Genomic DNA, 13,386 nt, shown 5'->3' with positions numbered 1-13,386 from the left:
TGTCTGTGGGAGCGGGGTTGCCCCGCGATAGGGGCAGCACTGACAGATCGCTACTTCCTGGCCTCCAGTATCAAGTTGAACGGCGTCTGCGTCGCCCTGCGGAACCGCCTGAACCCTGCCTCTTCGAACACCGCCCGCAACCGCGCCTCCCCGGCCTGCGCCCCCAATCCCAGCCCCACCTCCTGCGACAGCGAATTCGGTGTGCAGATGAAGGTGGACGCCGCATAGAACAGCCTGCCGACCGGATTGATGTTGGCATCCAGCGTATCCTCGGCGAACGGCTCCACCAGCATCACCGTGCCGTCGTCCTTGAGCGCCCGGTAAGCATGCCGAGCCGCCCCCACCGGGTCACCCATGTCGTGCAGGCAGTCGAAGAAGCACACCAGGTCCAGGTCGCGAACGGGATAGTCCTTGGCCGAAGCCTGCTGGAAGATGACCCGCTCGGCCACGCCTGCGTCGCGGGCCCGCTCGGTGGCGGTGAGCACCGACGGCGCATGGTAGTCGTAGCCGGTAAAGCGCGAGGCCGGAAACGCCTCGGCCATGACGATGGTCGAGGCGCCATGGCCACAGCCGACATCGGCCACTTGGGCACCGGCCTGCAGCTTGGCCACCACACCCTCCAGTGCCGGTAGCCAGTCGGCGACGAGGAAAGTCCGATAACCCGGCCTGAAGAACCGCTCGGTACCACTGAACATGCAGGGATGATGATCGCCCCAGGCGAGTGCGCCGTTGCCGCGCATGGCCGCGACCAACTTGTCCTTGTCATGGAACAGCGCCGCCAGCACCGAGGCGCCGCCGGCCATGTAGACCGGGGAGTCTTCCAGGGCCAGTATCATGGCCTGCTCCTCGGGCAGGGTGAACTGTCCATCACGATGCACCAGATAGCCCGCCGCCGCCTGGCCATTGAGCCACTCACGCACAAGTCGTGGCTGACAGCCGGTCCGTTCGGCCAACGCCTCGGGCGTGACCGGCTGGCTGTCAGCCATGGCCCGATAAAGCCCGAGCTCATCCCCGAGAATGACATTGGCCAGCGTCGCTGCCGCGCCCATGTCACCCACCAGCTTGCCCATGAATTCCTGAAGCCGTGCCTCGTCCATGACCTGCCCTCCTCTTGCCAGAAGGCCACCGTCGGCGACGTCAGGTCCAGAGGCGGTGGTCGGATGGATGATCGAACCGCTTTGAAGCCGGTCCAGACTTTAAGTCTAGACCCGCCTGCGCTATCTTCGCCGCGCTGCCGGCAGCCCCGCCAATACCGGACGGCCGCACCCGCGCAGCGAAGGAATTGCCTGCATGCTCACCAGCCGTACCCTCGTCCTGATCCTCGGCGTCGCCTTCATCATGCTCGACCAGTGGGTGAAACTGATCGCCCTGGTCGCCCTGAACAACCACAGCTATGTGTTCGGCAACCAGATCGTCTGGCTCGACCTGGCCCTGAGCATGAACCCTGGCGCGTTCCTCAGCCTCGGCGCCAGCTTGTCGCCGGGCCTCAAGCAACTGATCTTCGTGGCCGCGGTAGGCGTGGCATGCTGCTGGGCCGTGACCTGGGCGTTCAGGCACTGGCAAGCGACCCCGGTGAAGGCCGGCGCGGCCTACTTCATCGCCATGGGCGGCCTGGCCAACCTGATCGACCGGGTGCTGCGCGACGGCCATGTGGTCGACTACCTCGTGCTTAACCTCGGGCCGCTGCATACCGGCGTGTTCAACCTTGCCGACATCGCCATCATGGCGGGGGCGCTGGTGCTGGGATTGGGGGCGATGAAGAAACCGGCCATCGCGTGAAAGCTACCAAGTGCCCACCGCGCCCCTTGCAGCGCTCTCAGGATCGAGCGCCGCGTGGGCGGCGCTCGGTCTCCTAGGCGCTATACCTGTTTCGCCAAGCACCCGAATCGCTATTGCCCTGCAGCCTCCAACCGCTCCAGCAGCGCATCGGCCAACGCCTTGTCAGAGAACGGGTTCTGCCCGGTGATCAGCTCGCGATCGACCACCACATGGAGCTGCCAGGCCTCGGCGTAGCTCATGTCGCCTCCTGCGCCGGCCATGGCCTTGGCGGGATAGAACTGCAGACGCTGTTCCTTGAGCGAGCCTTCGAACATCTGCTCCTCAGGGTCAGAAAAAATCGTCATGCGATAGCCCTGGTACGTCCAGTCGCTGGCCGCTGGGGTTTCGCCACGGGCGAGCGCGGCGTGGTAGGCGACCGGATCCTGCTGCGCCGACAGCAGCGTGATCGGGCCGTGGCAGATGGCGGCGGTGGGCTTGCCGGCCTGGTGGAAATGGCGCAGCAAGGTGCCGACGTCAGGGTTGTTGGCCAGGTCGATCAGCGGCGCATGGCCACCTGGGATGAAGATCCCCGCGTAACGATCCAGATCGCCCGCCAGCACCTCCTTCAACGACAGCGTGTCGCGAATGTCCGGCAGGCTTTCGACCACCTGGCGGATTCGCTGCATCTCGCCGGCATCGCCGCCGAAGTACATCGGGTCGATCGAGCGCTCGTCAACACTCGGCGCATTGCCCCTGGGCGTCACCAGCACCAGCTTGTAGCCGGCCTTGAGCAAGCGGTCGGCGGGCACGCCGAACTCGTTGAGGTAATAACCGGTGGGGTACGGCTTGCCGTCCTTGAGCGGTAACTGGTTCTCGCTGGACAACAGCACCAGCACTTCGCCCTTCGCGGCAGCGGCGGCGTGGCCAGTCAGCAATGCGCCGGCCAGCGCCAGCGCAACGGGAGCAATCTTGTTCATGGTCGATTCCTGATTCAGTTGAATGGCGCGATATCCAGCGGGCGGGCAAGCTGCACTTGTGTCGGTGCGGCCAGCCAATCGGCGGTGGCGGCGCGGTAGACCTGGTAATGGGAGCTGTGGCGATGGGCCTCGACGGCGGCCTCGTCGACGTACAGCTCGAACAGATCGAACGCCAGCGTCCCACCCTCGCGCACGAACAGGTCGTAGCGCAGGTTGCCGGGCTCGGCGCGGGTCTGCTCGACCATCCGGCGCAGGGCCTGCTCGGTGGCGTCACGGTATTCGAGAAAGGGCTGGATGGTGGCGAAAATGGCGATGGTCATGGGCGACTCCCTCAACAGGTTGGGCCCATCCTAACCAGCACGCTATGATTCGATAATTCGAAAGTACTTATTCCTGCGATCCAATTCATGAATATCAGCAACAAGGACCTCAACCTGCTGCACCTGTTCCAGGTGCTCTACGAAGAGCGCAGCGCCTCCCGGGCCGCGCAACGCCTGGCGCTCAGCCAGCCGGCCCTGAGCCACAAGCTCAACAAGTTGCGCCACCAGTTCGGCGACCCGCTGTTCGTGCGCGCGCCACGCGGCCTCACCCCCACCCCCAGGGCCCACGAGCTGGCGCCGCAGGTGCAGCAGTTGATCGGGCACCTGCAGGACTTCTTCAGCCGCTGCGACGGCGAGCACTTCCTTGAACGCCCGGTCCAGTTGCACCTGTACAGCACCGACTACCTGGAACAGACCTTGCTGCCCGGGCTGCTGCCGATTCTTCGCGACCAGGCGCCGAACCTGACCCTGGTCACCCACAACACCCGTGGCGACCTGCCCCGCGAGGCGCTGGAGAAAGGCACCTGCGACCTTGCAATCGCCGGCTTCTACAGCGACCTGCCAGACACATTCCACCAGCAGCGGCTGCTCTGCGAGGACTTCGTGGTGCTGGCCGCCGCCGACAACCCGAGGTTGGTCGACGGCCTGACCCTGGAGGCATTCGTGGCCTGCGACCACCTGTTGACGACCTTGACCGGCGATCTCGACGGCCGGGTCGACCAGGCCCTGCGGGCTCTCGGCCGGCAACGCCGGGTGGTGGCCGGACTGTCCAGCTTCATCGCCCCCACACGCCTGGTGCGCGGCACCGACCTGCTGCTGACGTGCCTGCGCTCGCTGGCCATGGAGGCAGTCGAGCGCGATCCCGGCCTGCGCCTGCATGCCCTGCCCCTGGTGCTGCCGCACGTCGAGGTGATGCAGATCTGGCACGCGCGCACCCACGCCGATCCCATGCGCCGATGGTTCCGCCAGCAGGTGTGGGAAGTGGCGCAACGGGTCATTGCACCAGCTGGTTGATCTCGATGATCGGCATCAGCACCGCCATGACGATCAGCAGCACCACCGCGCCCATGACCACGATCATCAACGGTTCGAGCAGCGCGGTCATGCCCATGGCGCGGCGCTCGATGTCCTTGGCCAGGCTGTCGGCGGCGCGGTCGAGCATCGGCGGCAGGTTGCCGGTCTTCTCGCCACTGGCGATCAGGTGGATGAGCAGCGGTGGAAAGACCTTATCCACCGCCAGCGCCGAGGCCAGCCCGGCGCCCTCGCGCACCCGCGCCGTGGCCTCGTTGACGCACTGGTCGAGGCGTTCGTTGCCCAGGGTCTGGCGCGCCGCCTCCAGTGCCCGCAGCAAGGGCACGCCAGCGCTGCCGAGGATCGCCAGCGTGGCGGCGAAACGCGCCGTGTTCAGGCCCAGCACGAAACGCCCGAGCAACGGCAACCGCAGGACGCACCCATGCCACGCCAGGCGCGCCGCCGGGGCGCGCAGATAGACCCGCCAGCCCCAGAACGCTCCGGCCATCAGGGCGAAGCACAGCACACCCCATTCGCGCACGAAGTCACTGGCAGCGAGCATGGCCAGGGTCAGCCCGGGCAAGTCCTGGCGCGCCTGGGTGAAGGCACTGACCACCTGCGGCACCACGTAGCTGAGCAGGAAGATGACGATACCCACCGACACCAGCCCCACCACGCCGGGGTAGATGAATGCCGTGAGGATCTTGCCGCGCAGGGTGTTGCGGTCTTCGATGTAGTCGGCCAGACGCTCCATCACCTGGGCCAGGTCGCCAGACTCCTCGCCCGCCGCCACCAGCGCCCGGTAGATTTCAGGGAAATCCCGCGGCCGGTTGGCCAGGGCATCGGCCAAGCGCATGCCGCTGCGCACATCCCCGCGCACCGCGCCCAGCAGTTGGGCCACATGCTTGCGCTCGGCCTGCTCCAGGGTCGCCCCCAGCGCCGCCTCCAGCGGCAGACCGGCGGCCAGCAGACTGGCCAGCTGACGCGTGGCCCAGGCCAGGTCGCCGTCGGACAGCTTCACGCCGAACAGACCACTGCCCTGCCCGGCCACGTCCTGGACTTCGACCTCCAGGGTGGTCAGGCCCAGGGCGCGCAGCTGGGCCATAGCCGCCCCCGGACTGTCGGCTTCGAGCAGGCCCTTGACCACGCGGCCCTGGGCATCGGCGGCTTCATAGCGATAGCGGTTCATCAGGTGTCCCGTGTCACGCGCAGGATCTCTTCCAGGCAGGTGCTGCCGCTGTCGACCCAGCGTTGGCCATCCTCGCGCATGCTGCGCATACCGTTGCGCCGGGCGGCGACGCGCAGGGCCTGTTCATCCGCGCCCTGGTGCACCAGGCCACGGACCTCGTCGTCCACGCAGAACAACTCGTGGATGCCGGTGCGGCCGCTGTAGCCGCAGTGGTTGCAGTGCGCGCAACCCACCGCGCGGTATTGCCCGGGCGTGGCCGGGTCGGGCTCGCGGCAGTGCGGACACAATCGGCGTACCAGGCGCTGGGCCAGCACCCCAAGCAGCGCCGAGGCCAGCAGGAACGGCTCGACGCCCATGTCGACCAGGCGGTTGACCGCCGACACCGCGTCGTTGGTGTGCAGGGTGGCCAGCACCAGGTGCCCGGTCAGCGAGGCCTGCACGGCGATCTGCGCGGTCTCCAGGTCGCGGATCTCGCCGATCATGATCACGTCCGGGTCCTGGCGCAGGATGGCGCGCAAGGCCACGGCGAAGCTCATGTCGATACGCGCGTTGACCTGGATCTGGCTGATGCCCGGCAAGTCATACTCCACCGGATCCTCCACGGTGAGGATGTTGCTGACGCTGGCGTCCAGCCGCGCCAGGGCGGCGTACAGGCTGGTGGTCTTGCCCGAACCAGTGGGGCCGGTGACCAGCACGATGCCGTGGGGCTGACGAATCAGCTGGTCGAGCCGCGCCAGGATGCCTGCGTCCATGCCCAGCGCCTCCAGGCGCAGACGTCCCGCCTGCTTGTCGAGCAGGCGCATCACCACCCGCTCGCCATGGCCGGTGGGCACGGTGGACACACGGATATCGATCGGTCGCCCGGCCACGCGCAAGGCGATGCGCCCGTCCTGGGGCAGGCGCTTCTCGGCGATATCCAGCTGCGCCATGATCTTGATCCGCGACACCAGCGCGCCGTGCAGCGCCTTGCGCGGCGAGACCACGTCGCGCAGGGTGCCGTCGACCCTATAGCGCACCAGGCAGTGGCTTTCGAACGGCTCGATATGAATGTCGCTGGCCTGGTCGCGCGCGGCCTGGGTGAGCAAGGCGTTGATCATGCGGATCACCGGCGCATCGTCCTGGGCCTCGAGCAGGTCGGTGACTTCCGGGATGTCCTGCAGCAGGCGGTCCAGGTCCACTTCGTTCTCCGCAGCCCCCACCACCGCCGCCGCGCTGCCGGTGTCGGCGTAGGCGCTGGCCAGCAGCGCATCCATCTGCGCATCGTCGAGCGCCTCGACCCGCGCCGGGCCATGGCGTCTGCGCACCTCAGCCACTGCCCAGGCCGGGCTCGACGGGCAGCGCGACAGCACCGACCCGTCCTCACCGTCCACCCGCAGCACCAGGCGCTGGGCCTTGGCCCAGGCGTAGGGCAGGCGGCTCATCGCGCCACCTCGTCCACCGGCACCGCGCGGATCGCGGCCCGCGGTGCGCGCAGCGCCGCCGGATGGACTCGCCCTTGCTCGGGCACGCCCTGCTCCACCGGCGGCAGCAGCGGCATGTCCATGTCCGGCAAGGCCCAGGAGTGCTCGGGCTTGAGGCTGCCCTGGGCGCGGCGGATGAAGTCGTAGCGATTGAGGGTGATGCTGCGCCCGACCGCCGCATCGCGCACGATGTACGGACGCAGGAACACCATCAGGTTGGTCTTGCTGCTGGCGCGGCGCTCGCTGCGAAATAACGAACCGACCCCCGGCAGCCCGGACAGCCATGGAATGCCCTCGTTGGTCTGGGTGTAGCCGTCCTGCAGCAGGCCGCCCAGGACCATGATCTGGCCATCGTCGAGCAGAATGCTGGTGTCGATGGCGCGCTTGTTGGTCACCGTGCCGGCCGCGCTGGAGGCGCGCTGGTCGACGCTGCTGACCTCCTGGTAGACGTCCAGCTTGACCGTGCCGCCCTCGGAGATCTGCGGACGCACGTTCAGCCGCAGCCCCACCTCCTCGCGCTGGATGGTCTGGAACGGGTTGTTGCTGTTACCGCCACCGTCGGTGACGTACTGGCCGCTGACGAAGGGGATGGTCTGGCCGACGAAGATGCTCGCCGCCTCGTTGTCCAGGGTCAGCAGGTTGGGTGTCGACAGCACGTTGCTGCCACCCTTGCTCTTCAGCGCCCGGGCCAGCACCTTGAGGTCGAGTACCTCGCCGATGCCCGGGATCTTCACCGTGCCGTCGACCACCCCTACCGACAGCCCCTTGGGCAGCACGTCGATGCTGCTGGGTCCTTTGACCAGGCCGCTGCCACCGAGGTTGGCGCCGCCAAACACGCCATTCTTGCCGAGGTTGCCGGCCTGCCACTGGATGCCAAACTCGTTGGCGTCGTCCTCGCCGACCTCGACGATCAGGCTTTCCACCACCACCTGGGCGCGGCGCTGGTCGAGCTGGTCGATGACCTCGCGCAGGCTGCGGTACAGCGGCTCGGGCGCGGAGATCAGCAGGGTGTTGGTGGTTTTGTCGGCCTGGATGGTCGCGCCGCCGGCGGAGAACGCGAGCCCCTGGTCGTTCTGCTGGGTGCTGCTGCCATAGCCATTCGGTGTAGTACCGGCGCTCTGGTTGCTACTGCGGCTGGCATTGGCGTTGTTGTTGGCACTGTTGCCCTGCGCGCTGCCGCCATTGCCGCTGGTGCCGTTGCCACTGCCGCCGGTGAGCATGCCGCCGCCGCTGAGCAGCGCGCGCGTGGCGTCGTTGCCGGCAGTGTCGCTCTCGCCGGTCAGCAGCCCGCGCAGGCTCTGCGCCAGCTTGTCGGCCTGGGCATTGCGCAGGTACACCACGTGCAGGTTGCCGGCGCTGTTCTGGGCGTTGTCGAGCTTGTAGATCAGGTCACGGGCCAGCTGGGTGCGCTCGGGGCTACCGGAGCGGATCACCACGCTGTTCGAACGCGGGTCGCCCAGCACGCTGATCTTCTGGGTCGGGTCGTTGCCCTGGCTGTCGAGCAGTTCGTTGACCATGCCGGCGATGTCGCTGGCGATGCCGTTGTTGACCGCCACCACGTCGGTGTCGATGGCCGTGGGAATGTCGACCCGGTCGAGGATCTGCGCCACCCGTTCGAGGTTCTCGGCGTAGTCGGTGACGACAAGAGTGTTGTTGCCGGGGTAAGCGTTGATCGGGTTGTCGGGCGAGACGATCGGGCGCAGCACCGGGATCAGGTTGACGGCGTTCTCGTACTGCAGGCGGAAGGTGCGGGTGACCATGCCGTTGCCGGCATCACGGTCCCCGGTCACCAGCGCGCCGCCGAGCAGCTTGGCGTCGGCCTGGGGCACCACCTGGGCCACGCCGCCGACGTCGACCACGCTGAAGCCCTGCATGCGCAGGGCCGACAACAGCATGCCGTAGGCCTTGCTGGCGGGTACCTCACCCTCTGACACCAAGGTCAGTTGCCCTTTGACTCGCGGGTCGACCAGGAACTGCCGGCCGGTGGCGCGGGACAGGCCGCGCACCACCGCCTGGATATCGGCATCGACGAAGTTCAACTGCACTGGCTGGTCACCCAGCGGATTGGCCGGAACCGGCGCCGCCACGGCGCGGCTGTGGCGCTGGCCGACCCGAGGAGCGGGTTGGCGCGTTGCCGAGCGGGTCTGTGGCCCGGGCTGCGCACGATGATCCAGCACGCCCGTCGAAGTGCCGGCCTCGGCCAGCGGACGGCCCAGCTCGCTGCTGGCCAGGGGGCGTTGCGCGCTCGGCGCGCTGGCGCAGGCGCTGAGCGCCAGGGCCAGGAGCAAGGGCGCGAACGGCAGTCGCGGTGAACGGAGGCACGTCATGAAGGGTCCTTAGCGCCATGCGCCTGATCCATGCGAAGGGTTCCGGAGAAGGTCGCCGGGCTGCCTGGCTCGGCAGCCGGGTCGCGACGTAGCGCCAGTTGGCCGATGTCCAGCCCCAGCCGCGGCGGCACGCCCTGCAGCCAGGCCATCGCCGCTTCGGCCGGGGCCCGCTGCCAGCTCAGGCGCCAGGCATCGCCCTCGGCGTCGAGCTGGGTCTGTGCCAGCAGGCCGGCCTGTTCCAGGCTTTGCCGCAATGCCAGGGCGGTGTCTGCGGGCCGCTGCGCCAGGCGCTCGCCGAGCAGCGCAGCGAGCGCCTGGGCCTGGCCGCGCAGCTTGGGTGTCTCGGCTTGCCAGTGGTCGATCTTGGCCAAGGCCGGCTGGACCAGCACCTGCCAGCAAAACAACACGCCGAGCAGACCACCGCCCAGGGCGACGGCCCGGCGCTCCCGCACGGCCAGGGCCTGCCAGCGTTGCCGCCCCTGCGCGCGGACGGTAGCCAGGCGCGCTTTAATCGACATGGGCCAGTTCCTCGCCGGATGGCTTGGCCGCGCGCAGGGTCCAGCCTTGCCCGCTGGTCTGTGCGTCAATGCCACGGGCGGCAAGATCGGCCTGCCAGGCGCTGCCCGCCGGGACCTTGCCGCCGTCGGCCAGGGCGGTGATACGCAACTGACCATCCTGGTAATCCATGGCCTCGACATTGCCGACCAGGAACGGCATGACCTGCCCGGCACCGTCCAGCAATGCCGCCAACCCGACCGCCGTGCCGCCGTGCAGTTGCTGGCGTGCCTGCTGCAACGGGTTGAGCACCACCGGCAACTGTGGGAAGGCCAGGCGCACCTGCGCAACCATGTGGCTACGCAACGCGTCACCTTCACTGGCCAATTGAGCCGCGTAAAGATTGAGGCCCAGGCACCAGGCCAGCGTCGCCGCAACCCAGATGCCCAGCGTGCGCCCCCAGGCCATCGGCTTCGCCGGCCCGGTCAACCCGCCGGAAAGATCCACCACTGACGGTGCAGCGTCCTGACAGGCGTGCAACCCGGCTACCTTGATCCCACCGATCTGCAGCCACGCCTGCAGCCGCGCCATTTCCGCCAAGCCGAGCCAGGCCACCGCGACCTGCCCATCGACCCGGCGCGGCCCGTGGGCGACATGGACCTGCCCGGCATCCCCCAGCACCAGCCCCTGCACCGCACAACCCACCGCCGCCGTCAGACGCTTGCCGGTCAGAGGCGGCATGGCGATGTCCAAGGCCAGGCTATCCTGCTCGTGCAGGTGCAGACGCCAGGGCGCACCCTTGGCCTGCCGAAGCAGTTGCCCGCGGTTCGCCTGGCCACACCGATCGGCCAGGCGATACTCCAGCAGCGACGCCTCGTCCAGTTCGGCCAGCGGTGCCAGCCACACGTCCATGACCGTATTCATGCGCCCACCCGCCGCCAGATGACATCCGGCAACTGCCCCTCGCGCTGGCGCAGCAGCGCCTGCAGGGCAAGCTCGCGATTGCCCAGGCGCACCAGGCCGCGCAGGCGGAACCAGTCGCTGTTGATCCCCACCCGCACATTGGCCATGGCCAGGGATGGCATGCGCAGGCGATTGACGAAATCGCCGCGATTGATGAACCAGCGCCCGCCATCGCGCTCAGCCACCAACGCCGCGGCCTGCTGCAGCGACAGGCCCGGCACCTGGGCGGCCAGCACTTCGGCGCTGGCGGTGTTGCCATTGACCCAGGTCAGCGCCGGCAGCACCGTGACGAAACGGCGCAAGCGCTCCAGGGCTTGGCCATCCATGCCCTTGAGCCCGGCCAGGCCCTCGACGCTGCGCAGCATCGGGCGCCTGGCCGGCAACGCTTCGACGGCACCACCCGGTGAAGTCGCCCGGCCGCTGTCCAGTTTGCCGAGAGCGGCCAGCGGGCGCTGTGGGTAGCTGTCGATCACCTGTCCGGCGATGGCCGTGGCCAGGCGCTCATTGATTCCGATCAGCGCGCACAGACGCTTGAAGGTCGCCAACGCCTCGGCGTCCACCTGGCCATCAACCATCAGGTTGCGCAGGTTGAACTTGCCCTGCTCGTCCTCCAGTTGCCCGTCGAAGCGCACGCTGCCGGACGGCACGTCGCGCATCGGCTGAGCCCAGGGCTGACCGCCACGCACCAGCGGATCGCGCAAGCGCTGTTCGAACAGCACCTGGCGGCTGAACTGCAGGCCGCCTTCCAGGGCCCACTGGCCCTGCAATGCCAGTTGGTGGTTCTCCAGCTGACGGGTCAGCAAGCCCTGACGCTCGATCATGCCGGCGGCGATCACCGCCACCACTGCGGCGATCAGCAACGCACTGATCACGGCCATGCCCTCCTGGCGCGCCATGGCCGGTCACAACTGCCAGGAGCCGAGATCGGCATTCACCCCGTCGCCGCCAGCCTGGCCGTCGGCGCCCAAGGAGAACACATCGATCTCACCGTTGGCGCCCGGGTTCAGGTACTGGTACGGGCGCCCCCAGGGGTCGTTGGGCAGGCGGTCGAGGTAGGCGCGCCATTGGCCGTCCTTGGCCTGGGCCGGTTTTTCCACCAGCACTTTCAGGCCCTGGTTCTGGTTGGGGTAGGCGCCATTGTCCAGTCGGTACAGCTTGAGTGCCTGCATCAGCCCGCCGATGTCCTGGCGCGCCGCGGTGGCGCGGGCCTGGTCGGGGCGATCGAGCACCTTGGGCACCACCATCGCCGCGAGAATCCCGAGGATCACCACCACCACCATGATCTCGATCAGGGTGAAACCCTGCTGGCGGAGTCGATGGGCGGGCATGTTGCGGCGGACGATCTGCATCTCGGCATTCCTTGCGTGAGTTCGAATCGGGGGCCGATTGTGGCAAGCCGGTATGTCACGGATATTGAAAAAGCTCGGGAGTCGGCGTCGTCAAACCGTCATCGCGCCGCTCTACAGTACCGCTTTGGCCTGCGCGAGAATGGAGCCCCTGTGCGCACCACCGAGGACGGTTTCACCCTGATCGAAGTGTTGGTGGCATTGACCATCGTCGCCGTGGCCATGGCCGCCGCCGTGCGCGCCACCGGCTTGATGACCCAGGGCAACGGGCTGTTGCGCGACAAGGGGCTGGCCCTGCTGGCGGCCCAGGGGCGCCTGGCCGAACTGCGCCTGGAGGGTGGCGCGAAGCCCGGCGTCAGGCAGTTCGAATGCGACCAGGGGCGTTTGCGCCTGCGCTGCGAACAACGAATCGCACAGGCGCGGGCCGGATTGCTGGAGGTGTCGCTGCAGGTGTTCGAGCGCCAACGCGAAGGGCCTGCGCTGGCGCGATTGCAAACATTGGTGGGTCAGTGAACGCAGCGCATCATTTCACCGTGACGCCCGCCTCAGGATGCCCCGCCTCCACCCGCGCCGCATACCGCTGCGCCAGCACCGCGCAGACCATCAGCTGGATCTGATGAAACAGCATCAACGGCAGGATCATCGCCCCGATGCCGCCACCGACGAACAACACCTGCGCCATGGGCACGCCCGTCGCCAGGCTCTTCTTGGAACCGGCGAACAGGATAGTGATGCGGTCCTCGACATTGAACCCCAGCACTCGCCCGAGCAGTCGTGTGCCCAGCAGCACCACCGCCAGCAGGATGCCGCACACGGCGAACAGCCCGGCCAGGTGCGGCGGCGAGACCGTATGCCACAGGCCCGTGACCACCGCTTCGCTGAAGGCGGTGTACACCACCAGCAGGATCGAGCCCTGGTCCACCACCTTCAGCCAGCGTGCATTGCGCTTGACCCAGGCGCCGATCCAGCGGCGGGCGACCTGCCCGGCGACGAAGGGCACCAGCAACTGCAAGGTAATCTTCAGTACCGCGTCCAGCCCGGAGCCGGTGTCGCCCGAAGCGCCCAGCAGCAGCATCACCAGCAGCGGCGTCAAGAAGATCCCCAACAGGCTCGAGGCCGCCGCGCTGCAGATCGCCGCCGGCACATTGCCCCGGGCCAGCGAGGTGAAGGCGATCGCCGACTGCACCGTGGCCGGCAAGGCGCACAGGTACAGCACGCCCAGGTAAAGTTCATTGCCCACCAGCGGCACGAACAGCGGCTTGAACGCCAGCCCCAGCAGCGGGAACAGCACGAAAGTGCAGGTGAACACCAGCAGGTGCAGGCGCCAGTGGCCGGCACCGGCGATGATCGCCTCACGCGACAGCTTGGCGCCGTGCAGGAAGAACAGCAGGCCGATGGCCAGGTTGGTCAACCAGCCGAACAGCAGCGCGCCCTCGCCGGAGCACGGCAGTACGGTGGCGATGAACACCACCCCGAGCAGTGCCAGGGTGAAGTTGTCGAACAGCATCCGTAGATATCTCATCACAGTTTCCGTCTTGTC

General features: G+C 67.8%; 14 protein-coding genes. 3 read left to right on the top strand and 11 right to left on the bottom strand.

The window, feature by feature from the left end; translation table 11 throughout:
* Window positions 1–50: 50 nt before the first annotated feature.
* The gene (locus tag AC25ND_RS07610; RefSeq protein ID WP_186597138.1) at window positions 51–1,097 is read right to left on the bottom strand and encodes a class I SAM-dependent methyltransferase; all 1,047 of its coding nucleotides are present in this window, start codon (window positions 1,095–1,097) and stop codon (window positions 51–53) included.
* 193 nt (window positions 1,098–1,290) lie between these two features.
* Here AC25ND_RS07610 and AC25ND_RS07605 point away from each other — a divergent pair, with 193 nt between their 5' ends.
* Entirely contained in the window at window positions 1,291–1,779 is a 489-nt protein-coding gene (locus AC25ND_RS07605) for a signal peptidase II (RefSeq protein WP_186597136.1), read from the top strand.
* Window positions 1,780–1,889: 110 nt separating this feature from the next.
* On the opposite strand, the gene AC25ND_RS07600 is transcribed toward AC25ND_RS07605, so the two are convergent.
* Window positions 1,890–2,735, bottom strand: coding sequence for a type 1 glutamine amidotransferase domain-containing protein (locus AC25ND_RS07600; protein WP_486976210.1), 846 nt, complete (start codon window positions 2,733–2,735; stop codon window positions 1,890–1,892).
* A gap of 14 nt (window positions 2,736–2,749) precedes the next feature.
* Entirely contained in the window at window positions 2,750–3,055 is a 306-nt protein-coding gene (locus AC25ND_RS07595; RefSeq protein ID WP_486976209.1) for a putative quinol monooxygenase, read from the bottom strand.
* 87 nt (window positions 3,056–3,142) lie between these two features.
* On the opposite strand from AC25ND_RS07595, the gene AC25ND_RS07590 reads away from it, so the two are divergent.
* Window positions 3,143–4,069, top strand: coding sequence for a LysR family transcriptional regulator (locus tag AC25ND_RS07590; RefSeq protein ID WP_062360780.1), 927 nt, complete (start codon window positions 3,143–3,145; stop codon window positions 4,067–4,069).
* Here the strand turns inward: AC25ND_RS07590 and gspF are convergent.
* From gspF to gspG, 7 genes are read right to left on the bottom strand one after another with little or no spacing between them, the layout of a single operon-like run.
* Window positions 4,050–5,255 carry a type II secretion system inner membrane protein GspF gene (gspF, locus tag AC25ND_RS07585; protein ID WP_062360782.1) on the bottom strand — a complete coding sequence of 402 codons (1,206 nt, stop codon included), beginning with the start codon at window positions 5,253–5,255 and terminating at the stop codon, window positions 4,050–4,052. The two genes, AC25ND_RS07590 and gspF, sit on opposite strands and share 20 nt — an antisense overlap.
* Window positions 5,255–6,676 carry a type II secretion system ATPase GspE gene (gspE, locus tag AC25ND_RS07580; RefSeq protein WP_062360784.1) on the bottom strand — a complete coding sequence of 474 codons (1,422 nt, stop codon included), beginning with the start codon at window positions 6,674–6,676 and terminating at the stop codon, window positions 5,255–5,257. Before gspE ends, gspF begins: the two co-directional genes overlap by 1 nt.
* Entirely contained in the window at window positions 6,673–9,042 is a 2,370-nt protein-coding gene (gene gspD / locus AC25ND_RS07575) for a type II secretion system secretin GspD (protein WP_088851516.1), read from the bottom strand. The genes gspE and gspD overlap by 4 nt, the downstream gene beginning before the upstream one ends.
* On the bottom strand, window positions 9,039–9,560 hold the full coding sequence (gene gspM / locus AC25ND_RS07570) for a type II secretion system protein GspM (RefSeq protein WP_028691671.1): 522 nt from the start codon (window positions 9,558–9,560) through the stop codon (window positions 9,039–9,041). Before gspM ends, gspD begins: the two co-directional genes overlap by 4 nt.
* Window positions 9,550–10,461, bottom strand: a complete 912-nt coding sequence (locus AC25ND_RS07565; RefSeq protein ID WP_182324986.1) for a GspL/Epsl periplasmic domain-containing protein — start codon at window positions 10,459–10,461, stop codon at window positions 9,550–9,552. Before AC25ND_RS07565 ends, gspM begins: the two co-directional genes overlap by 11 nt.
* On the bottom strand, window positions 10,458–11,378 hold the full coding sequence (gene gspK, locus AC25ND_RS07560; RefSeq protein WP_062360788.1) for a type II secretion system minor pseudopilin GspK: 921 nt from the start codon (window positions 11,376–11,378) through the stop codon (window positions 10,458–10,460). Before gspK ends, AC25ND_RS07565 begins: the two co-directional genes overlap by 4 nt.
* 24 nt (window positions 11,379–11,402) lie before the next feature.
* Complete coding sequence (gene gspG, locus AC25ND_RS07555; protein WP_028691674.1) at window positions 11,403–11,849, bottom strand: type II secretion system major pseudopilin GspG; 447 nt, start codon at window positions 11,847–11,849, stop codon at window positions 11,403–11,405.
* Between the two features lie 150 nt (window positions 11,850–11,999).
* Here gspG and gspI point away from each other — a divergent pair, with 150 nt between their 5' ends.
* Window positions 12,000–12,359 carry a type II secretion system minor pseudopilin GspI gene (gene gspI, locus AC25ND_RS07550; protein WP_028691675.1) on the top strand — a complete coding sequence of 120 codons (360 nt, stop codon included), beginning with the start codon at window positions 12,000–12,002 and terminating at the stop codon, window positions 12,357–12,359.
* 10 nt (window positions 12,360–12,369) lie between these two features.
* Here the strand turns inward: gspI and AC25ND_RS07545 are convergent, their stop codons facing one another.
* Window positions 12,370–13,368, bottom strand: a complete 999-nt coding sequence (locus AC25ND_RS07545; RefSeq protein ID WP_062360791.1) for a bile acid:sodium symporter family protein — start codon at window positions 13,366–13,368, stop codon at window positions 12,370–12,372.
* Window positions 13,369–13,386: the final 18 nt, after the last annotated feature.

Source organism: Pseudomonas sp. P110(2024) (assembly GCF_057480795.1).
The sequence above is the reverse complement of the archived record's forward strand: the minus strand, read 5'-3'. Positions and strand labels throughout refer to the sequence as shown.

Bases quoted from the DNA above. Each gene is read 5' to 3' on its own strand.
- gspE (WP_062360784.1), bottom strand. From the start codon at position 6,676: ATGAGCCGCCTGCCCTACGCCTGGGCCAAGGCCCAGCGCCTGGTGCTG.
- AC25ND_RS07590 (WP_062360780.1), top strand. From the start codon at position 3,143: ATGAATATCAGCAACAAGGACCTCAACCTGCTGCACCTGTTCCAGGTG.
- AC25ND_RS07545 (WP_062360791.1), bottom strand. From the start codon at position 13,368: ATGAGATATCTACGGATGCTGTTCGACAACTTCACCCTGGCACTGCTC.
- gspM (WP_028691671.1), bottom strand. From the start codon at position 9,560: ATGTCGATTAAAGCGCGCCTGGCTACCGTCCGCGCGCAGGGGCGGCAA.
- AC25ND_RS07605 (WP_186597136.1), top strand. From the start codon at position 1,291: ATGCTCACCAGCCGTACCCTCGTCCTGATCCTCGGCGTCGCCTTCATC.
- gspK (WP_062360788.1), bottom strand. From the start codon at position 11,378: ATGGCCGTGATCAGTGCGTTGCTGATCGCCGCAGTGGTGGCGGTGATC.
- gspD (WP_088851516.1), bottom strand. From the start codon at position 9,042: ATGACGTGCCTCCGTTCACCGCGACTGCCGTTCGCGCCCTTGCTCCTG.
- gspF (WP_062360782.1), bottom strand. From the start codon at position 5,255: ATGAACCGCTATCGCTATGAAGCCGCCGATGCCCAGGGCCGCGTGGTC.
- AC25ND_RS07595 (WP_486976209.1), bottom strand. From the start codon at position 3,055: ATGACCATCGCCATTTTCGCCACCATCCAGCCCTTTCTCGAATACCGT.
- AC25ND_RS07565 (WP_182324986.1), bottom strand. From the start codon at position 10,461: ATGAATACGGTCATGGACGTGTGGCTGGCACCGCTGGCCGAACTGGAC.
- gspG (WP_028691674.1), bottom strand. From the start codon at position 11,849: ATGCAGATCGTCCGCCGCAACATGCCCGCCCATCGACTCCGCCAGCAG.
- AC25ND_RS07600 (WP_486976210.1), bottom strand. From the start codon at position 2,735: ATGAACAAGATTGCTCCCGTTGCGCTGGCGCTGGCCGGCGCATTGCTG.
- AC25ND_RS07610 (WP_186597138.1), bottom strand. From the start codon at position 1,097: ATGGACGAGGCACGGCTTCAGGAATTCATGGGCAAGCTGGTGGGTGAC.